This window comes from Actinocatenispora rupis, from assembly GCF_016861975.1.
GTDB classification, from domain to species: Bacteria; Actinomycetota; Actinomycetes; order Mycobacteriales; family Micromonosporaceae; genus Actinocatenispora; species Actinocatenispora rupis.
The window spans coordinates 65,127-85,349 of record NZ_BOMB01000013.1; the positions used below are offsets into that span (position 1 = coordinate 65,127).

Genomic DNA, 20,223 nt, shown 5'->3' on the forward strand with positions numbered 1-20,223 from the left:
ACCCGGCATCATGGGGTCCGCCTGACACATTGTGTTGAGGTCGGCACTCTGAGGTGCCATCCTCGTGTCGGTGACCGCCCGGTACTGGGGGGTGCGGGCGGTCACCGGCGCGATCACCACCGGACGCGGCAGTACGACGGGCCGTGCGTGCAGGATCCGGCCACTGCCTGCGAGACTGGGGTCATGTGGCAGGCGGAAGCGGTGGTCGACCTGGGTGCGGTCGCCGGCAACGTCGCGCACCTGCGCGGGCTCACCCGCGCCGAGGTCATGGCCGTCGTCAAGGCCGACGGGTACGGGCACGGCGCGGTTCCGGTGGCGCGGGCCGCGCTGCGGGGCGGGGCGACGTGGCTGGGCGTGGCCACCCTCGACGAGGCGTACGAGCTGCGCGGTGCCGGTATCGACGCGCCGATGCTCGCCTGGCTGGTCACTCCCGGTACGCCGCTGGCCGGTGCCGTACGCCGGGACATCGACCTGTCGGCCGCCACGGTCGGTCAGCTCGACGAGGTGGCCGACGCCGGGCGGCGGGAGGGCCGCGCCGCGCGGGTACACCTCAAGATCGACACGGGGCTGGGGCGGGGCGGCGCGACCCCGCAGTACTGGCCCGACCTGGTGACCGCGGCGGCCAAGGCGCAGGCCGACGGCGCCGTCGAGGTGGTCGGCACGTGGAGCCACCTGGCCTGCGCCGACGAGCCGGGACACCCGAGCGTCGACCGGCAGCTCGCCGCGTTCACCGACGCGCTCGCCGTCGCCGAACGCGCCGGGCTGCGGCCCGCGTACCGGCACCTGGCCAACTCGGCGGGGCTGCTCAGCCGGCCCGACACGCACTTCGACCTGGTACGTGCCGGCATCTCGACGTACGGGCTGTCGCCGATCGCGGGGTGGCCGGCCGCGGCGGCGCTCGTACCGGCGATGACGCTGCGGGCCCGGATCCTCGTCACCAAGCGGGTACCGGCCGGGCAGGGCGTGTCGTACGGGTTGACGTACACGACGCCGCGGGAGACGACGCTGGCCGTGGTGCCCCTCGGGTACGCGGACGGGATCCCGCGCGCCGCGAGCAACGCCGGCCCGGTACTCGTCGGCGGCGCCCGGCACACCATCGCCGGGCGCGTCTGCATGGACCAGTTCGTCGTCGACGCCGGGGACGACCCGGTCGCCGACGGGGACGTCGCGGTGCTGTTCGGGCCGGGCACCGACGGCGAACCGACCGCCGACGACTGGGCCGCCGTGCTGTCCACCATCAGCTACGAGGTCGTCAGCCGGATCGGGCCGCGCGCCCGCCGGGTGTACGTGGGCGCCCCCGACACCGACCCGGCGGCCTGATGGCGACCCCGGACCGGCGCCGGCGCGCGCGTACCGCGGGGCTGCTCGGCGCCGTCGTGGGTGTCGCCGCGGCCGGCGTTGCGGGTGGCATCGCCGTACAGAAACTGTTGGTACGCAAGGAGAAGGCCGGGCCGGACCCGTACCGGGACGAGCCGTTCGACGCGCTGCCGTACGACACGGAGACGACGGTGACCACGGACGGCGGGGTCGACCTGCACGTCGAGGTCGTCGAGGCACCGGGGCGGCGCAAGCGGTCCGCGCCGACCGTCGTCCTCGTCCACGGGTACGCGCTCGACATGGGCACCTTCCACTTCCAGCGGCGCGCGCTGACCGAGGCCGGCTACCGCGTCGTCGCGTACGACCAGCCGGGGCACGGGCGTTCGGCGCGTGCCGCGGACGGAGGGTACAGCATCCAGGCGCTCGGATCGGCGCTGTGGCGGGTGATCGAGCAGGTCGCGCCGGACGGGCCGCTCGTGCTCGTCGGGCACTCGATGGGCGCGATGACCATCATGGCGCTCGCCGAGCAGCACCCGCAGCTGTTCGGCCGGCGCGGCCGGGTCCGCGCCGTCGCGCTCATCTCCACGTCCGCCGGGAAGCTGTCCGAGGTACCGCTCGGGTTGCCGAACGTCCTGCCCCGGGCCCGCGCCCGCCTGCTTCCGGTACTCGCCGGCGCGGCGAAGCTGACGCCCGGCGTGATCGACCGGGCGCGTGGCGCCGCCACCGACGTCGCGTACCTGCTGACCCGGCGGTACGGGTTCGGCGGCGCGTCGCCCAGCCCCGCCGTCGTCGCGTACGTGGAACGCATGAACGAGCGGACCTCCATCGAGGTCATCGCCGGCTACCTGGAGACGCTGTTCACCCACAGCCGGTACGCGGTGCTCTCGGTGCTGGCCGACACCGACGTGCTGGTCGTCGCCGGCGACAAGGACCTGTTCACGCCGCTCGCGCACGCCGAGGAGATCGCCCGGCTGCTGCCCACGGCGGAACTGCTGGTGGTACCGGACTCCGGGCACATGGCGCTGCTGGAGTACCCGGACGTGGTGAACCAGGCGCTGCTCGCACTCGTGGAACGGGCGGGAAGGAAACGATGACCGAGGCGGACATGACCGTCCACTGTGAACTGTCCACCGTGGACGACACCCGGGAGTTCGGGAAACGGCTCGCCGCGCTGCTGCGCGCCGGCGACCTCGTCGTCCTCGTCGGACCGCTCGGTGCCGGGAAAACCGCGCTGGCGCAAGGGATCGGCGCCGGGCTCGGCGTCACCGGCGCCGTCACCAGCCCCACGTTCGTCATCTCCCGCGTACACCGGGCCGGCAGCGGCGGCGTACCGATGGTGCACGTCGACGCGTACCGGCTCGGCGGGGTCGTCGAGGTCGACGACCTGGACCTCGACGCCAGCATCGACGAGTCCGTGACCGTCGTCGAATGGGGCGAGGGGCTGGTCGAGCAGCTGAGCCCCGCCCGGCTCGACGTACGGATCTCGCGGCGCGACGACGACGTACGGGAGGTTGAGTTGGTGCCGCACGGCGGGGACTGGGGGGCTCGGCTCGCCTCGTTCTGAACGTGGCCGCCCGGCCTTGGGTTTCCTTGGTACTGCTCGCTCTTGTGGTGGTTCTTCCCCGGTGTCGGTTGCCCGTGCCGGGGCTTGGGGGTGCGAGAGAGGACGCTGTCCTCTCTCGCGCTCTCTCCTGCCAAAGGGGGCTTCGCCCCCTTTGGAAACCCCCACAAGTAGGCAGATGCGTTCGCGTTCGCCTCTCGTCACCGGTCCAAGTCCTTGTGCGTCAACCGGAGTTGGCTTCTTTCACCGGGCTTGCTGTTCGCCCTGAAAAGTAGGCGGCCTCTTCGTTGCGCTGGTCGCCACCGTTTCTTGTGCTGCTCGTTGCTCCGCCCTCTCGCTACCCGGGTGTTGTTGGCGCCTTCGGCGCCCGCCGTACCGGGGAAGGTCTTGTATGGCTTGGTTTTTGAAGTAAAGGGTGGTGTGGGGGGAGGGGAGCGAGGCGAGTCCGATTCGTTCGCTCGCAAGTCGAGACCGGCCGCCGTGTGCGTCAGCACACAAGGTCGGGATCGGCGCCGCGAGGGGGCGAATCGGTTCGCCGCAGCGTCCCTGACTATCGCGTCCAGTCCAGCAGGTGGGTGGTGAGGAGTGCGGGGTTGTCTTCTTGGGGGAGGTGGGCTGCTTGGGGGAGGAAGGTGAGGGTGGCGGTGGGGATGAGGCTGTGGAGGGTGTGGGCGCGGGCGACGGGGATCCAGGTGTCGTCGGTGCCCCAGCAGAGGAGTACGGGGATGTCGATGTCGGGGTAGTGGGGTTGGATCTCGTCGGTGTAGCGCTGGTCGGCCTGGGCGATCTGGTGGTAGAAGGCGGCCTGGCCGGTGGGGGTGAGCCAGGGGGCGGCGAGGGTGTCGAGGGTGGTGGGGTGCAGGCCGGGCGAGCTGGCCGTGGAGATGTACTCGCGGACGAGCGCGGCGTGCAGGTGCGGCGGGAGCTGCTCGAAGACGGCCGCGTTGGCGGCGACGAGCCGGAAGAACGGGGAGCCCCAGGGGGCGACGGCGACGGGGTCGACGAGGGCGAGCCGCCGGTACCGGGCGCCGTGCAGGAGGTGGGCGCGGAGGGCGACGGCGCCGCCGAAGTCGTGGGCGACGACGGCGGGGGTGTCGAGGCGCCAGTGGCGGAGCAGGTCGGTGAAGATGCGGCCCTGCGCGGCGAGGGACACGTCCTGGCCGTCGTACATGGCGGAGGTGCCGTAGCCGGGCATGTCCCAGACGTACACGCGGTGGCGGGTGGCGAGGGCGGCGGCGACGTTGCGCCAGACGTACGAGGAGAAGGGTGTGCCGTGGAGGAGGACGACGGGGTCGCCGTCGTCGGGGCCGAGGCTGTCCCAGCGGACCTCCCCGGACGTGCTGTCGAAGGTCTGCGTGAGGTTCCAGTCGTGCACGGCGTCGCCCTTCGTCCGGTCGGTCGTTGGTCCAGGGTCGCAGCATCGCCGACCGCGGAACGGTGGGGGAGAATGTCCGGACATCCGACGTGGTGCGCGTTGCGGGGTGGTACCCGGTGGTGCCGGTGCGCGCGGCGGGGTGGCGCGAGGCAGGATTGACGACGTGTTGGTGCTGGGAGTGGACACGGCGACGGCGGCGGTGACGGCGGTCCTCGCCGAGGTGGACGCGGACGGCGTACGCGAGCTGGCGTCGGCGGTGACCGTCGACGGGCGGGCGCACGGGGAGCGGCTGGCGCCGTCGGTGGCCGAGGTGCTGACCCGAGCCGGGCGTACGGTCGGCGAGCTGTCGGCGGTGGTGGCGGGCACCGGGCCGGGGCCGTTCACGGGGCTGCGGGTGGGTCTGGTGACGGCGACGGCGATGGCGCAGGCACTCGGCGTCCCGACGTACGGGGTGTGTTCGCTGGACGCGCTGGGCGCCGCCGCCGGGCCGGGCCGGGTACTCGTGGCGACGGACGCGCGCCGCCGCGAGGTCTACTGGGCGCGGTACGTCGACGGGGTCCGTACCGACGGGCCCGCCGTGGCGAAACCCGCCGACGTCCACGTGGACGCGGAGCGGGCGGTCGGCGACGGGGCCGGGAAGTACGCGGAGGTGCTGGGTGTCCGGATCGTGCCGGAGCCGCGGTACCCGGTGGGTGCGGTGCTGGTGGGCCTGGCGGCGGAGCGGATCCTGGCCGGGGCGCCGGGCGAGGTGCTGGAGCCGCGGTACCTGCGGCGGCCGGACGTGACACCGGCCGCGCCGGCGGCGACCCGGCCCGCCGCGGCCGGGACGCCCCGGTGACGATCGACCGGCTGCGGTGGTGGCACATCCGTGAGCTGCTGCCGATCGAGGAGGACCTGTTCGGCGCGGAACGGTGGAGCGCCGCCATGTTCTGGAACGAGCTGGCCTCCGGCCACTACTACCGGATCGCCCGCGAGGACGGCGAGATCGTCGGGTACGCGGGGCTCGCGGTGACCGGGCCGGACGAGGCGTGGGTGCAGAACATCGCGGTACGCCGGGACCGGCAGCACGCGGGCATCGGCCGGGCGCTGCTGTCGGACCTGCTCGCGGAGGCGGCCCGGCGCGGCGCGACCCGGGTACTGCTGGAGGTCGCGGTGGACAACGAGCCGGCCAAGCGCCTGTACGAGCGGTACGGGTTCGTCCCGGTCGGCGTACGCAAGGGCTACTACCAGCCGAGCAACACCGACGCGCTGGTGATGGAGAGGCGGGAGGAACGGTGACGGACGAGCCGCTGGTGCTCGGGATCGAGACGTCCTGCGACGAGACGGGCATCGGCGTGGTACGCGGGACGACGCTGCTGGCCGACGCGGTCGCGTCGAGCATGGCCGAGCACGCGAAGTTCGGCGGGGTGGTGCCGGAGGTGGCGAGCCGGGCGCACCTGGAGGCGATGGCCGGCACGATGCGGCAGGCGCTCGACACCGCCGGCGTACGACTGTCCGATGTGGACGCCGTCGCGGTGACCGCCGGGCCGGGGCTGGCGGGCGCGCTGCTGGTCGGGGTGGCCGCGGCGAAGGCGTACGCGCTGGCCGCCGGAAAGCCCCTGTACGGCGTGAACCACCTGTCCGCGCACGTCGCGGTGGACACGCTGGAGCACGGGCCGCTGCCCGAGCCGGCGATCGCGATGCTGGTGTCCGGTGGGCACTCGTCGCTGCTGATGGTGGAGGACCTGGCGGGCCGGGTGGAGCCGCTCGGCGCGACGATCGACGACGCCGCGGGCGAGGCGTTCGACAAGGTGGCCCGGCTGCTGGGGCTGCCGTTCCCGGGCGGGCCGCCGATCGACCGGGCGGCGCGCGACGGCGACCCGGTCTCGATCGACTTCCCGCGCGGCCTGACCGGACCGCGCGATCTGGTACGGCACCGGTTCGACTTCTCGTTCTCGGGGTTGAAGACGGCGGTGGCGCGCTGGGTGGAGGCGCGCGAGCGTACCGGGGAGCCGGTGCCGGTGGCCGACGTGGCCGCGTCGTTCCAGGAGGCGGTGTGCGACGTGTTGTCCCGCAAGGCGATCGACGCCTGCCGTACCCGCGGGGTGGACACGCTGCTCGTCGGCGGCGGCGTCGCGGCGAACTCGCGGCTGCGCGCGATGGTGACCGAGCGGGCCGCGGCGTACGGCATCACGGTGCGGATCCCGCGACCGAAGCTGTGCACCGACAACGGCGCGATGGTCGCGGCGCTCGGCTCGCACCTGGTCGCCGCCGCCGTACCGCCGTCCACATTGGACATTCCGGCCGACTCGGCGCTGCCGGTGACGACCGTCAGCCTGGCCGACCGGCTCTGACCGGTACGGGTATCGATCGATGTCGACGAATCGGGGCGGGGCACAATGAGCGGCGTGATCGTGCGCATGTGGGAGGCCCGGGCGTACCGCGACGGTTTCGCCGAGCTGCTGGACTGGGTCTGCGAGGACGCGGTGCCGGGGCTGGAGTCCGCCCCGGGTCACCTGGACACCGAGGTGTTCAGCGCGGCCGACCGGCGCGTCGTCGTGATCTCCCGGTGGCGCGGCGAGCCGGCCGTGATGCCCGAACCGCCCGGCCACCTCGTCCCGCGCGACCCGCACGCCTGGGACTTCACCCCGGTCGACCGCTGAGCCGTCAGTCCGCCTGATCCGGTACCAGGTCGGCCAGCAGGGCGGGCAGCTCGGACAGCGACGTGATCCGCGGGCCGGCCCAGTCGGCGGTGTCCACGTCCGGGTCGGCCAGCGGCGTGGCGGCCAGTACGGTCGGCAGGCCCAGCGCCACCGCGCCGGGCAGCTCGCCGCTCGCGCCGTCCCCGACGAACGCGCACGACGCGGGCGGCAGGTTCAGCGCCACCACCGCCGCCAGGTACGCCCGCGGGTCGGGCTTGGCGTGGCCCAGCGTGCTGGAGAACACCGCCAGCTCGAACCGGGTCACGAACTCGGTCTCCCGCCACAGCTGCGCGGTCTCCGCGCTGCAGTTCGTCACCAGCGCCAGCCGCCAGCCGTCGCCGCGCAGCCGGTCCAGCGCGTCCAACACCCCTGGCCCCGGTACGAGCTGGCGCCGCGTCAACGCGAGGCGCTGCCGTACGGCGCTGTCGACGGCGGCCGGCGTGGGGTTGCCGCCCACCCGTTCCGCGAGCGTACGCACGGTTTCGGGGATGTCGCCGAGGTGCCCGGTGAACCGGTCCCGGCGGCTGGCGCGAACCTCGGCGGCGAAACGGGTCGGGTCGACGCCGAGGACGGCGGCGATCCGGCGGGAGGTCTCGTCCCGCTCGGCGTTGGTGTCGCCCGGCACCAGCGTGCCGAACAGGTCGAACAGGATCGCTCGGGTCACGCCCGAACGCTACCGGGTGGCCAGGTCGGCGGTGCCGATCACCCGGACCATCCCGAGCGCCTCGTACCCGGGGGTGCCGGGGGCGGCGGTGTAGAAGATGAGCCGCTGGTCGCGTTCGGGGATGTCGAGGGTCTGGCAGTCCACCTCGAACGTACCGAGGGTCGGGTGCCGGATCAGCTTGCTGGTCGACCGCCGCGTGTCGACCTCGTGCGCCGCCCACAGCTCGTCGAAGAGCGGATGCCCGGCCAGGTCCGCCACCAGCTCCCGGATGCTCGCGTCGTCCGGGTAGCGGGCCGCGGCGGCGCGCAGGTCCGCCACCATCTCCCGGGCGAACGTCACCCGGTCCGCCGTCTCCGTACCGCCCGGCTGGAACAGCCAGCGCAGCCCGTTCCGCTCCCGCTCCGGGTACGCGGCCAGGTCACGGCCGAGGGTGGCGCACAGCATCGGGTTCCACGCCAGGATGTCCGACTTCGCGTCGACCACCATCGCCGGCGTGTCGTCCAGCCGGTCCAGCAACCGCAGGATTCCCGCCGGTACGTCCCGGCGCGGCCCCGCACCCGGCCCCGGCGTACGCGCGGCCAGGTGGAACAGGTGGCGCCGTTCGTCCTCGGACAGCCGCAGTGCCCGGGACAGCGCGTCGAGTACCTGTTCGGACGGGTGCGGCCCGCGCGCCTGCTCCAGCCGTACGTAGTAGTCCACGGACATGCCGGCCAGGTGCGCGACCTCCTCGCGGCGCAGCCCCGGCGTACGGCGGTGGTTGCCGGGTGGCAGGCCCACGTCCGCCGGCTGGATCCGGGCGCGGCGCAGGCGGAGGAAGTCGGCTAACTCGGCACGGTCCATGCCGCAAGTATCACGCCGCCGCCCGCCCGCATCCTGGTACCGCCGGTCCCTGGCTCGCCCCGCCGCACCCTGGCGCTCGTTGCGCGCCAACGATGTCCGTCGCGGACCGGCGGCGTCAGGCATGGTGGGCGCCGGGCCGACCCGCCTCCACCACGAAGCGGGCGGCGGTCGAGACGGGCGCACCGGGCCGCGTCACGTACCCGAGGACGTGGTAGCCGGCGCGCAGTTCGCGGTGGTCCAGGCGGACGCTGGTGTAGCCGCGCTGGGCGTTGTGCCACTTCAGGTGCGGGTTGATGCCGGGCGTCATCCAGTCCCGGCCGATCTGGTCGGTGGCCGCCCCGTTCCCGCCCGACGAGATCGACGTACCGGCGAACTCGGTGGCCACCACCGGCGAGCCGGGGTCGTCGAAGTCGAGCTTCAGGTCGGCGACGGTGGCGCGGTGGATGTCGCCGGTGAGGACGACCGCGCTGCGTACGCCGCGGTCGTGCAGGCCGCCGAGCAGCCGGTCCCGGGACGCCACGTACCCGTCCCACATGTCGGTACCCCAGGACGGGTGCTTCGCGTCGGGACGCTGGTTGACCTGCGCGATCAGGGTCTGGTTGGCGACCACCTGCCACGTGGCGGCGGACCGGGCGGCGCCGTCGAGCAGCCACGCCTCCTGCGCCGCGCCGAGCATCGTCCGCCGCGGGTCGCGGCGCTGCGCGTCCCGGGCCTTCCCGGTGCCGTCCCCGGCGACCTGATCCGACCGGTACGAGCGGGAGTCGAGCACGTGCAGGTCCAGCAGCGTGCCGAAGCCGAGCCGCCGGTACATCCGGGCCCGCGCCCCGGCGGGTTTCTGCGGCAGCCGCAGCGGCAGGTGCTCGTAGTACGCCTGGAACGCGGCGGCCTTGCGGCGGCGGAACGCGGCGACGTCACCGTCCGGGTAGCCGTCGTCGTCCGGCTCGGCGACGTCGCCCGCCCAGTTGTTCTCGATCTCGTGGTCGTCCCAGGTCAGCACCCACGCGGCGGCGGCGTGCGCGGCCTGCAGGTCGGCGTCCAGCTTCGTCAGCGCGTACCGGTTGCGGTACTCGACGAGCGTGTGCGCCTCCCGCTGGTACTGCGCGGGCAGCGTCCGGTGCCGGCACCCGGCGTCCGGCCCGACGCCGTACTCGTACAGGTAGTCGCCGAGGAAGACGACCAGGTCGTGCCCGGCCGAGGCCATGTGCCGGTACGCGGAGTACCAGCCCTCGTACCACGCCTGGCAGGACGCGAACGCGAACGACAACGACCCGGTACCCAGGTCGGCGGGGAACGGCGCGGTGCGCGCCCGCCCCACCGGACTGAGCACCCCGCCCGCACGGAACCGGTAGAAGTACTCCCGGCCGGGCGCGAGCCCGTGCACCTCCGGATGCACCGAATGCCCCAGCTCCGGTACGGCGTGCGCGGTGCCCGACCGCACCACCCGCCGGAACCGGTCGTCGCTGGCGACCTGCCAGTCGACCGCGACCGTACGCTCCGGCAGGCCGCCGCGGCCGTCCACCGCCAGCGGGTCCGGCGCGAGCCGCGTCCACAGCACGAACCCGTCGGCGGTCGGGTCGCCGGCCGCCACACCCAGCCGGAACGGGTCGTCCGCGAACCGCGGTGCCGCCCACGCCTTGCCGTGGCTGATTCCGTTGGTGTACAAGCTGATCGCGGCGACACCGGCGCCGGCGAGACCGAGGAGTCGACGTCTGCTGAGGTCCATGGTCGGCACCCGTCGTTCGAGGGGATCGAGTGACGGTTATGACCGTTTCGCACCTATGTGGCCGCCAGGTGGAGCGCCGCCCACCGACGCCGCACATTTCCGCTAATGCGGGGCAGGCGGACGGTGACGATCCGGTGACCTCCGCCGACCGCCCGAGTGACCCCCGGCCGACGCGCGGTCGCGGTACGCCTGCCGTTCGGGGATGTGGGTGCCGCGCGCGGTACGCGAACCGCCCGGCGCGCGACAGTGCGCGTCACGCGGGATCCGTTGGTACGGAAGGGGTCTGGCCGGTGGTCAGGTGTCGGTGGGGGCCGGGTGGTACGCGCGGCGCTCGCCGACGGCGCTGAACCCGAGGGAGCGGTAGAGCGCGACCGCGGGCCGGTTCGCGACCGGGGTGAGGACGGCGACGCCGGTCGCGCCGAGCCCGGCGAGCCGGCGGAAGGCGGCGCCGAGCACGGCCGTGGCGTACCCGCGGCGGCGGTGGTCGGGGTGGGTGCCGGCGGGTTCGAGCAGCGCCGTGCCGCCCGCCGGGCCCAGCCACGCCAGGCAGAACGCGGTGATGCGGCCGTTCACGTCCGCCACCAGGTCGAGGTCCGGCCGGTAGCCCGGTACCGCGCGCAGCCGTCGGTACCGTTCGGCGGTCAGGGAGGACCCCGGGAACGCCGCGTGCTGCACCGCCACCCGCGCCGCCTCGTCCGCCTCCCGGTACGCCCGGACCGGAACGCCGTCCGCCGCCGGTACTGGGGGGAGCGGGCGCCACAGGTGCAGCCAGATGTCCGGATCCGGCTCGTACCCGGCGGACAGCAGCGCCCGGGTCAGCGCGCCGGGGCCGGGCGGCGGGTCGATCCACGGTCCGCCGTCGGTACGTTCCAGCCGCCGCGCCAGGTCGGCCAGTACGGCGTCGGCGAGCGCGGAGTCGTGCAGGTACGCGGGGTTGACGGCGCAGCGGGCGGCGCCCGGCTGGTCGCGGAGGACCACGGCGGCGGGCCGGCCGGTCGCGTCCCACCAGACCCGGATCTGCTCGTCCCGGATCGCCGGTTCGAACCGCAGCGCCCAGCCGAGGTCGCCGGCCTGGAGCTGCCAGCCGCACCCGGCGGGCGGTTCCCACGCGCGCAGCGACGCGAGCACGGTGGCGGTCTCGCCGTCCGCCAACAGGCGCCGGGTGAAGGTCACGCCGGGCACCCTATGTGCCGGTACGCCGGCGTCCGCGCGGCCGACGACCGAACTGTGGTGCACGGCGCACAACGCCGCCCTCGTACGCGGGAAACTCGGTCGCGGAGCGCCGGGCGCCGCTCGTAGCGTCAGGGGTCGTGCGTACGCTTCCGCTCGCCGACCCCGGCATTCCCGTACACCGCACACCCGCCGCGTACCTGCGCTGGGTGGCGCGGAAGCAGGGTGGCGCCATCGCCGCGGCGATGGGTTTCGGCGTGCTGTGGATGCTCGCGCAGGCGTTGATGCCGGCCGCGATCGGCAAGGCGATCGACGAGGGCCTCGGCCACCGGGACGCGACCGCGCTGCTCGACTGGTCGGCGGTACTGCTCGGTCTCGGCGCGGTACAGGCCGCCGCGGGCGTGATGCGGCACCGGCTCGCCGTGTCGAACTGGCTGACCGCGGCGTACCGGACGGTCCAGGTCGTGACGCGGCACTCGGCGCGGCTGGGCGCGACGCTGCCGAAGCGGGTCGCGACGGGCGAGGTCGTCACCGTCGGCGGCACCGACATCGCGCAGATCGGCAACACGGTCGAGATCGCGGGGCGGCTGGCGGGTTCGGTGGTGTCGTTCGTGACGGTGGCGGTCATCCTGCTCGCCACCTCCGTGCCGCTGGGCCTGCTCGTGCTCATCGGCGTACCGGTGCTGGTGCTGGCGATCGGCCCGGTGCTGCGGCCGCTGCACCACCGGCAACGCGCGCAGCGGGAGCTGGCCGGCGACCTCACCACGTACGCCAACGACATCGTGCACGGGCTGCGGGTGCTGCGCGGCGTCGGCGGCGAGGACGTCTTCGCCACCCGGTACGCGGAACGGTCGCAGCGGGTGCGCGCGGCCGGCTACCGCGTCGCGGGCGTCGAGTCGACGCTGGACGCCGCGCAGATTCTGCTCCCCGGCATCTTCGTCGTACTCGTGACCTGGCTCGGGGCCCGGTTCGCGCTGGACGGCACCATCTCGGCCGGCCAGCTCGTCGCGTTCTACGGGTACGCGGCGTTCCTGGTGACGCCGTTGAGTACCGGGACGGAGGCGGCGGACAAGATCACCCGCGGCCTGGTCGCCGCCCGCCGGGTCGTGCACATCCTCGGCATCACCCCGGAACTGGCCGACCCGGCCGACCCGGTGCCCGTACCGGGCGGGCCGTGCGAGGTGGAGCTTGCCGACCCGGACTCCGGCGTACGCGTGGCCGGCGGGTCGCTGACCGTCCTCGTGGTGTCCGGCCGGCTGTCCGGCGCGGACCTCGCCGACCGCCTCGGCCGGTACGTCGACGGCCCGGTGCTGTTCCGTGGCGTACCGCTGGCGCGGCTGCCGCTGGCCGAGGTACGCCGCCGGATCCTGGTGTCGGACACCGGATCCCGCCTGTTCGCCGGTACGTTGCGGACCGAGCTGGACCCGTCGGGCGAGCTGCCCGACGAGCGCATCCACGCCGCGCTGGCCGCCGCGTCCGGTACGGACATCCTGGTCGGGATGCCGGACGGGCTGGACACCGCCGTCGAGGAGCGCGGCCGGTCGGTGTCCGGCGGCCAGCAGCAGCGCCTCGTCCTGGCCCGCGCCCTGCTCGCCGACCCGGACGTGCTGGTACTGGTCGAGCCGACGTCCGCGGTCGACGCGCACACCGAGGCGCGGATCGCGGCGAACCTGGGCACGGCCCGCGCCGGGCGTACCACGGTGGTCGTGACGGCGAGCCCGCTGCTCGCGGCACACGCCGACACCGTCCTGTTCGTACGGGACGGGCACGTCGCGGGCGCGGGCGCGCACACCGACCTGCTCGCCGACCCGGCGTACCGGGGCGTGGTGCTGCGCGGGGACGACGACGGCGACCAGCCCGCGCCACCCGACCGGCCGGTACCGGCCGCGGCGGGTGCCGGCGACGGCCCGAACCGTGCGGAGGCGGCGGAATGACGGTGCAGCTCCCGGTCGCGAACGCGGCGCAGGTCCGGCGGTACGCGCGCACCCTGTTCCGGCGGCACCCGCGCGCGCTCGCCGCCGCGCTGGCCCTGCACGCGTTCGCGGCGATCGCCGGGCTCGCGGCGCCGCGGCTGCTCGGCGAGCTGGTCCAGGCCGTCCAGGACGGTACGACCCGGCTCACCGTCGACAAGGTCGCCGTGGCGATCGCGGTCTTCGTGCTCGCCCAGTCCGTCCTCACCCGGTACGCGCGCCTCGTGTCGTTCCGGCTCGGCGAACGGGTTCTCGCCGAGCTGCGCGAGGAGTTCGTCCGCCGGGTGCTCGCCCTGCCTCTGTCCACAGTGGAACGTGCCGGCACCGGCGACCTGCTCACCCGCACGTCCCGCGACGTCGACGCGCTCGCCCGTACGGTGCGGTTCGCGGTGCCGGAGACGCTCATCGCCCTCGTCACGACCGTACTGACGCTCGGTGCGCTGGCCCTGGTCGGCCCGCTCGTCGCGCTGCCCTGCCTCGTCGCCGTCCCGATCCTCTGGGCGTCCACCCGGTGGTACCTGCGCCGCGCCCCCGCCGGCTACCTGCGCGAGAACGCCGCGTACTCGGACGTCAACGAGGGACTCGCGGAAACCGTCGAGGGCGCCCGTACGGTCGAGGCGCTTCGCCTGCTGCGGCAACGGGTCCGGCGCACCGACGGCGACATCGGGCGGTCGTTCGCCGCCGAGCGGTACACGCTGTGGCTGCGGTCGGTGTGGTTCCCCACCGCCGAGATCAGCTACGTCATCCCCACGGTGGCGACCCTGCTCGTCGGCGGCCTGCTCTACACCCACCACCTGGCGAGCCTCGGCCAGGTCACCGCCGCCACCCTGTACGTGCAGCAGCTCATCGACCCGGTCGACCGCCTGCTGTCCTGGCTGGACGAGCTCCAGGTCGGCGGCGCCTCGCTGGCCCGGCTGCTCGGGGTGTCCTCCGACGAACCGGAGCGGCCGGCGAAACCCTTGCCCGGCAACGGAAACGGCCGCGAACTGGTCGCCACCGGGGTTCGCTACTCCTATGTGGACGGTCGGGACGTGGTGCGCGGCATCGACCTCGCCGTACGGCCCGGGGAACGGCTGGCCATGGTCGGCCCGAGCGGTGCCGGCAAGTCCACCCTCGGCCGGCTGCTCGCCGGCATCCACCCACCCCGCGCCGGATCCGTGACCGTCGGCGGCGTACCGCTGGCGTCCCTGCCGCTCGCCGAACGCCGCCGCCGCGTCGCCCTCGTCACCCAGGAACACCACGTCTTCGTCGGTACCGTCGCCGACAACGTCGCGCTGCCCCGGCCGGACGCCACCGAGGCCGAGATCCGCGCCGCGTTGCGCGCCGTCGACGCCCTCGGCTGGGTCGACGCGCTCCCCGCCGGACTGTCCACAGTGGTCGGTTCCGGCGGCGAGACGCTCACCCCGGCGCAGGCCCAGCAGCTCGCCCTGGCCCGCCTCGTCCTCGCCGACCCGCACACCCTCGTACTCGACGAGGCCACCTCCCTCATCGACCCCCGCGCCGCCCGGCACCTCGAACGGTCCCTCGGCGCCGTACTGGCCGGGCGTACCGTCATCGCCATCGCACACCGGCTGCACACCGCGCACGACGCCGACCGGGTCGCCGTCGTCGCCGACGGCCGCATCACCGAACTCGGCCCGCACACCGACCTCGTCGCCGCCGACGGCGACTACGCCGCCCTCTGGTCCTCCTGGCACGGCAAACCCTGACCCTCCGGTACGCCCCGCCGGGGTGCGGGTGACGGTGGCGGGGAACGGGCGGGTTGCCCCGTTCGGCCATGATGTCGGCCGATCCCCTGGAGGCGTGCGTGACCGAGCCCGACCGCGACCCGAGCCCCGGCGCCGACCCGGTGCCGCCCGGCGCCGACCCGCCCGGCCGCTCCGGTACGGGCCGCGACCCCGACGGACGTACCGCCGAGCCGCCGCGCCTGGATCGGCCGACGCCGGACGGCGACAGCTGGTTCGCGCCGCCGTCCCGCGGCTGGGCCGTACCCGACGCCGCGGACGGTCGCGCCGCGCCGGACGCCGCGCCCGATGCCGGGTCGGACGCCACGCCGGGTACGGACCGGGCCAGTTCCGCCGGCGCACCATCCGGCAGCCCCGCCGCCTCGGGCTCTCCTGATGGTGCCGGCAACGCCGGCGGCCCCGGCCGCGCGGCCTCGTCCGTGGGCGGCGACGCGGGCTCCGGCGACCATGCCGGCGGTGTGGCCTCGCCCGGCGGTGAGGACGCCGACGACGGATCCGGCGGTGCCGCCGCTCACGCGGGTGGCGACGCGGGTTCCGACGGCGTGCGGGGCGACGCGGGTTCCGACGGCGTGCGGGGCGACGGGGAGGACGCGGCCCGGACGGTCGGCGTTTCCCGGAACGGCGCGGATCCGGCCGCGGACGCGGGTGGGCCGGCGGCGGAGGAGCACGGCGGGTGCCGCGGGCCGGGCGGGCGGAACGAGCCGGTCGCGGAGCACGGCGGGGAGGTCGTCACCGCGCGGGCGGCGGTACCGGCCGGGTCGGCCGCGGACGCCGGCGCCGACCACGATCCGCGTACGCCGGGGTCGGACCGCCGGGGCTGGCGCCGGCTCGTACCGCGGCGGCCGTGGCGGTGGTTGGGCGGGTTGGCGGCGCTCGCGGCGCTCGGCTCCCTCGCCGTCGGCGTCGTGTACGTGTGGCTGCGTGGCGCCGGCCGCGGCGCCCCACCGGGCGGCGGCCCCGCACCCAGCCCGTCCGGTACGCCCGGGCACGGTCACCCGACCCCCGGCGAGACTCCCGGCGGCGGCCCGGGAGCGCACGGCACGCCGGGCGCCGGCGGCCACACCACCGACCCGTCCAGCGGCAACTGCTCGGTACAGGGCGTGAGCTGCCACCCGTTCCAGTCGGCGTGCGACTCGGCGTGCGGCGACCTGGGCAGCGGGTGCACCGCGTTCGACCCGAGCTGCGGCGGATCCAGCTGCGACGACTCCGGCTGCGGCAGCTCCGACCCGAACTGCGGCAACGTCCTGCACACCGTCTCGTCGGCCGCCCCCACCCTGCCGTACCTGCACCGCACCGCCACCGACCGGCCCGGCGTGCCGGCGCGGGTCGGCGTCGCCGCGATCCGTGCGTACCAACGGATCTCGCCCGGCCTGCCGACCCGGTGCCGCTACACCCCGACCTGCTCGCGCTACGGCGTCGCCGCGATCCAGGCGTACGGGCTGCTCGCCGGCGCCCGGATCACCGTCGCCCGGATCCACCGCTGCACAGTTGACGTCGTACCCGGCACCGCCGACCCCCTCCCCGCCTGACTGGTACTCCGCGCGCCGTCGCGCGGCTCACCTGCGCGTGCCGCCTCGACGTGTCCGTCCCGGCCCTGCCGGTCCGGTGCGCGGCATCCACGCGGGCACCTGCCAGCGCCGGGAACCGTTGCGGTTGAGCCGATCGGGCCGACCTGCCTGCCGCGCTGTGGTGGCACGTGGACGTTCGTGTGGTGGTGGCGCACCGGCCCGTGTCGCGATGCGTACGCCAACGGGATCGTTGGGGTTGAGCGGATCGGGTCGACCTGCCTGCCGCGCTGTGGTGGTGGGTGGGCGTTCGTGTGTGGTCGGGTCGGCCGGGTGATGGCACGCCGGCCCGTGTCGCGATGCGTACGCCAACGGGATCGTTGGGGTTGAGCCGGTTGGACCGCGCCCACTCCCGGGCCACCCGGTGTCAAGCACGACTCGTCGCGTCTGCCATCCCGGAAGGTCCCATCGGAAGGTCTGGCGATGTCGCCGCCCGGCGCCGGCGAAGCGGACGAGCCCCGGGATCGTTGGGGTTGAGCCATCTCGGCAACCCGAGCGGCGGGTCACCGACCGACCCGCGGCGGCACCGCCGGCCCCGGGGTCGCCCCGGCCCCGGTCACACCTGGGCGCACCGCGCGCGGGAGTACCCGGGGGTCATGGGCGGGGATCGGTGGCGAGGACGGCCATGACGAGCTCGTCGACGTACGTGCCGTCCCAGTGGAGGGCGTCGCGCAGGGTGCCTTCGAGCCGGAAGCCGACCTTCTCGTACACGCGCTGGGCGCGCGGGTTGAACGCGTACACGCCGAGGGAGATGCGGTGGAGGCCGACGGTGTCGAAGGCGTGGGCGAGGAGCAGCGAGATGGCCTCGGTGCCGAGCCCGCGGCCGGTCCATTCGGGGCCGATCATGATGCGCAGGTTGCAGGACCGGTCGGGGACGGAGAGTTCGTTGAGGACGACCTCGCCGGCGCAGCGGCCGCTGTCTCGGTCGACGATGGCGAGGTCGAGCCGGTCGGCGTGTTCGTGCCGGGTGCGGTACCACTCCTCGACGGCGCGGCGTTGCGTCTCGGGGTCGACGTCGTACGGCCGGGGATGGCTGCCGGTGAGCCGTTGCGTCTCGGGGTCGGACATGGCCGCGAGCAGCGGTTCGACGTCGTCGATGCCGACGGGACGGAGCAGCGCGCGCGTGCCGACGAGGGTCGGCTTCTCGCTGAGAGTGACGGTCACCGGGCGACGGTATCCGGGAACCGGCGGGGGTGCCGCGGGTTTTCGGCTGTTGCGGGTCGCGCCTCAGAGGTCCTGGCAGAAAGGCGTCGGATGGCTGGCGAGGCTCAGGGCGGGGCTGCCAAGGCGGAGGTGCAGTCGCATACCGGTGTTGTATGCGACTGTGCCGACAACGTCGGCAGCGTCGTCCTGAGTCCGCCAGGCGCCGACAGTCCTTTCTGTCAGGACCTCTAAGGTCTATGCCGGTCCCGATCGTCAGGAGTCGCCGGCATGATCCGACAGGCGCGCATCGCCCCGTTCGCCGCGATCCTGGTCGCGGCGGCGGCGTTGGCGTCGCCGGGTGTGGCGTGGTCGGCACCGAGCGCACCCGTGCTCACCACGGTCGCCGGCACCGGTGACGGGGAGTACTCGGGGGACGGTGGTCGGGCGACGCGCGCGGGTGTCCCGGTCTCGGGGCCGGTGGCGCTCGCCCCGGACGGCACGCTCTACCTGGTGTCGGGGTCGCGGATCCGCGCCGTTGAGCCGAACGGCACGATCCGTACGGTGGCCGGGACCGGGCGTACCGGATGGTCGGGGGACGGTGGCGCGGCGACGCGGGCCAGCCTGGGCCGGTCGATCGGTGGCCTCGCCGTCGCCCGCGACGGCACGCTGTACGTGGCGGACACCGGCAACGACCGGGTGCGCGCGGTCGACCCGCACACCCACCGGATCGGTACGGTGGCGGGCGGGGGTCGGCTCGGTGACGGCGCCCCGGCGGACGAGGCCCGGCTGTCCGATCCCACCGACGTCGCGGTCGCGCCGGACGGCACGCTCTACATCGCGGACCGCCGCGACGGCCGGATCCGCGCGGTCGACCCGGACCGGCACACGATCCGCACGTTCGCCGGCGGCGGCACCGACGACCCGCTGTACCACCGGGGCGGGTTCGGCGGTGACACCGGCGCCACCGCGCTGCGCACGTACCTGGAGCCGGTCGCGGTCGCCGTCGCCCCCGACGCCACCGTGTACGTGGCGGACCGCAACCGGATCCTCGCCGTACGACCGGGATCCGGTGCGGTGACGGTGTTCGACGGCTCCGGCGCCGACGCGCTGCGGCACCCCAGCCACCTCACCGTCGCCGCCCACACGCTGTACGTGGTGGACGACGCCGGCGTGCACACCCTGCGCCTCGGCGACCCGGGAGCCGCCCTGCACCGGTACGCCGGCGGCGGCGACCCGGACCGGCTCGGCGACGGGGGAACGCCGACCGCGGTGGCGTTCGGCGCGGACACCGACGTGGCGGCCGCGCCGGGCGGCCCGGTGTACCTGTCCGATCCGCGGCACCACCGGATCCGCGCCGTCACCGCGCATCCGCCGGCGCGCGCCGACCCCGGCCCGGCCCGGCCCGTCACCAGCTATCCGTTCCGGGACAGCACGTTCGCCGACCCCACTGCCGTCGCGGTCGGCACCGACGCCACCGCGTACGTGGCGGACGGGCGGCGCGGCGTCGTCGACGCGGTCGACCCGCGGCACGGCACCCGCACCCGCGTCGCCACCGGCCTCGACCACCCCCGCGACCTCGCCCTCCACCACCACACGCTGTACGTGGCGGACCGGCGCGGCGTCCGTGCCGTCGACCTGTCCACCCACACCACCACCGCGGTACGTGGCGCGCCCGGCGCCGCCCACCTCGCCACCGACCCCCGCGGCACCCTGTACGTGTCGTCCCGCGCGGGCGTCTGCGTGCTCCGTTCCGGCAGCTGCCGGGTCCTCGCCACGCACGCGCGGGTGCCGGCCGCGGGCGCGATCACCGTCGACACCACCGGCACCGCGTACGTGGTGGACGGCGGCCGGGTCCGCGCCGTCGCCCCGACCGGGACGGTCGCCACGGTCGCCGGCGCCGCGTCCGGCACCGGCCCGTACTCGGACGGCGGTCCGGCCACGTCGACCGGCGCGCTGTCCGTCGCGGGCCTCGCCGTCACCGGCCGCACGCTCTACCTCGCCGATCCTGCCGGACACCGGATCCGCGCGGTCGACCTGGCCCGCGGCACCATCACCACCGTCCCCGGCGGGACGCGCGGTCTCGACGGGCCGGCGGACGTGGCGGTCGGCCCGCACGGCGCGCTGTTCGTCGCGGACCCCGGCGCGCACCGGCTCCGCGTCGTCGGCACGGCGCCGCGGCCCACCCCGGCCGCGTCCCCCGGCACCCGCTGGTACCTGGTGGTCGGGCCGGGCGTGGTGCTCGTCGCGGCAGCCGCCGGCGTCCTGTCGTTCCGGCGGCGGCGTCGCCGTCCGGCCCCCGACACCCGCGTCACCGTACGGCCGGCCGCGGTGCCGGGGCCCGCGCCGCGGCCGACCACCGTGTCCATGACCGTCGACGACGCCGCCGTACCGGCGTCGGGTGCGCGGTCGGCGGGCGTGTCGATGCCGGACGGTCCCGGTCGCGCGGGCCGCAGCATCCTCGCCGACTGA

At 74.9% G+C, this 20,223-nt stretch carries 17 protein-coding genes; 11 read left to right on the forward strand and 6 right to left on the reverse strand.

Annotated elements, in window-relative coordinates; genetic code table 11:
- The first annotated feature begins 183 nt into the window (after window positions 1-183).
- From alr to tsaE, 3 genes are read left to right on the forward strand one after another with little or no spacing between them, the layout of a single operon-like run.
- On the forward strand, window positions 184-1,320 hold the full coding sequence (gene alr, locus Aru02nite_RS12525; RefSeq protein ID WP_203657643.1) for an alanine racemase: 1,137 nt from the start codon (window positions 184-186) through the stop codon (window positions 1,318-1,320).
- Window positions 1,320-2,411 carry an alpha/beta fold hydrolase gene (locus Aru02nite_RS12530; protein ID WP_203657644.1) on the forward strand — a complete coding sequence of 364 codons (1,092 nt, stop codon included), beginning with the start codon at window positions 1,320-1,322 and terminating at the stop codon, window positions 2,409-2,411. Before alr ends, Aru02nite_RS12530 begins: the two co-directional genes overlap by 1 nt.
- An 11-nt stretch (window positions 2,412-2,422) precedes the next feature.
- Window positions 2,423-2,881 (forward strand): tRNA (adenosine(37)-N6)-threonylcarbamoyltransferase complex ATPase subunit type 1 TsaE, encoded by a 459-nt coding sequence (gene tsaE / locus Aru02nite_RS12535; RefSeq protein WP_203657689.1) that lies wholly within the window; start codon window positions 2,423-2,425, stop codon window positions 2,879-2,881.
- Window positions 2,882-3,428: 547 nt separating this feature from the next.
- Here the strand turns inward: tsaE and Aru02nite_RS12540 are convergent.
- Window positions 3,429-4,253 carry an alpha/beta fold hydrolase gene (locus tag Aru02nite_RS12540; RefSeq protein WP_203657645.1) on the reverse strand — a complete coding sequence of 275 codons (825 nt, stop codon included), beginning with the start codon at window positions 4,251-4,253 and terminating at the stop codon, window positions 3,429-3,431.
- Between the two features lie 163 nt (window positions 4,254-4,416).
- On the opposite strand from Aru02nite_RS12540, the gene tsaB reads away from it, so the two are divergent.
- Genes tsaB through Aru02nite_RS12560 form a run of 4 tightly spaced genes read left to right on the forward strand, consistent with a single transcriptional unit; the run spans window position 4,417 to window position 6,895 of the window.
- Window positions 4,417-5,091 carry a tRNA (adenosine(37)-N6)-threonylcarbamoyltransferase complex dimerization subunit type 1 TsaB gene (tsaB, locus tag Aru02nite_RS12545; RefSeq protein WP_203657646.1) on the forward strand — a complete coding sequence of 225 codons (675 nt, stop codon included), beginning with the start codon at window positions 4,417-4,419 and terminating at the stop codon, window positions 5,089-5,091.
- Window positions 5,088-5,531, forward strand: coding sequence for a ribosomal protein S18-alanine N-acetyltransferase (gene rimI / locus Aru02nite_RS12550; protein ID WP_203657647.1), 444 nt, complete (start codon window positions 5,088-5,090; stop codon window positions 5,529-5,531). The genes tsaB and rimI overlap by 4 nt, the downstream gene beginning before the upstream one ends.
- Entirely contained in the window at window positions 5,528-6,586 is a 1,059-nt protein-coding gene (gene tsaD, locus Aru02nite_RS12555; RefSeq protein ID WP_203657648.1) for a tRNA (adenosine(37)-N6)-threonylcarbamoyltransferase complex transferase subunit TsaD, read from the forward strand. The genes rimI and tsaD overlap by 4 nt, the downstream gene beginning before the upstream one ends.
- A gap of 54 nt (window positions 6,587-6,640) precedes the next feature.
- Window positions 6,641-6,895 carry an antibiotic biosynthesis monooxygenase family protein gene (locus Aru02nite_RS12560; RefSeq protein ID WP_203657649.1) on the forward strand — a complete coding sequence of 85 codons (255 nt, stop codon included), beginning with the start codon at window positions 6,641-6,643 and terminating at the stop codon, window positions 6,893-6,895.
- Window positions 6,896-6,899: 4 nt separating this feature from the next.
- On the opposite strand, the gene Aru02nite_RS12565 is transcribed toward Aru02nite_RS12560, so the two are convergent.
- From Aru02nite_RS12565 to Aru02nite_RS12580, 4 genes are all read right to left on the reverse strand, one after another.
- Window positions 6,900-7,598 (reverse strand): HAD family hydrolase, encoded by a 699-nt coding sequence (locus tag Aru02nite_RS12565; protein ID WP_203657650.1) that lies wholly within the window; start codon window positions 7,596-7,598, stop codon window positions 6,900-6,902.
- Between the two features lie 9 nt (window positions 7,599-7,607).
- Window positions 7,608-8,438 (reverse strand): helix-turn-helix transcriptional regulator, encoded by an 831-nt coding sequence (locus Aru02nite_RS12570; protein ID WP_203657651.1) that lies wholly within the window; start codon window positions 8,436-8,438, stop codon window positions 7,608-7,610.
- A 115-nt stretch (window positions 8,439-8,553) separates the two neighbouring features.
- Window positions 8,554-10,161 (reverse strand): alkaline phosphatase D family protein, encoded by a 1,608-nt coding sequence (locus Aru02nite_RS12575; RefSeq protein ID WP_203657652.1) that lies wholly within the window; start codon window positions 10,159-10,161, stop codon window positions 8,554-8,556.
- 294 nt (window positions 10,162-10,455) lie between these two features.
- A complete protein-coding gene (locus Aru02nite_RS12580; protein WP_203657653.1) occupies window positions 10,456-11,334 on the reverse strand; it encodes a GNAT family N-acetyltransferase in 879 nt (292 codons plus the stop codon).
- Window positions 11,335-11,471: 137 nt separating this feature from the next.
- On the opposite strand from Aru02nite_RS12580, the gene Aru02nite_RS12585 reads away from it, so the two are divergent.
- From Aru02nite_RS12585 to yidD, 3 genes are all read left to right on the forward strand, one after another.
- A complete protein-coding gene (locus Aru02nite_RS12585; protein WP_203657654.1) occupies window positions 11,472-13,265 on the forward strand; it encodes an ABC transporter ATP-binding protein in 1,794 nt (597 codons plus the stop codon).
- Window positions 13,262-15,010 carry an ABC transporter ATP-binding protein gene (locus tag Aru02nite_RS12590; RefSeq protein WP_203657655.1) on the forward strand — a complete coding sequence of 583 codons (1,749 nt, stop codon included), beginning with the start codon at window positions 13,262-13,264 and terminating at the stop codon, window positions 15,008-15,010. The genes Aru02nite_RS12585 and Aru02nite_RS12590 overlap by 4 nt, the downstream gene beginning before the upstream one ends.
- Before the next feature lie 98 nt (window positions 15,011-15,108).
- Window positions 15,109-16,575 carry a membrane protein insertion efficiency factor YidD gene (gene yidD / locus Aru02nite_RS12595; RefSeq protein WP_239076637.1) on the forward strand — a complete coding sequence of 489 codons (1,467 nt, stop codon included), beginning with the start codon at window positions 15,109-15,111 and terminating at the stop codon, window positions 16,573-16,575.
- 630 nt (window positions 16,576-17,205) lie between these two features.
- On the opposite strand, the gene Aru02nite_RS12600 is transcribed toward yidD, so the two are convergent.
- Window positions 17,206-17,775 (reverse strand): GNAT family N-acetyltransferase, encoded by a 570-nt coding sequence (locus Aru02nite_RS12600; protein ID WP_203657657.1) that lies wholly within the window; start codon window positions 17,773-17,775, stop codon window positions 17,206-17,208.
- 267 nt (window positions 17,776-18,042) lie between these two features.
- Here Aru02nite_RS12600 and Aru02nite_RS12605 point away from each other — a divergent pair, with 267 nt between their 5' ends.
- Entirely contained in the window at window positions 18,043-20,223 is a 2,181-nt protein-coding gene (locus Aru02nite_RS12605; RefSeq protein ID WP_203657658.1) for an NHL repeat-containing protein, read from the forward strand.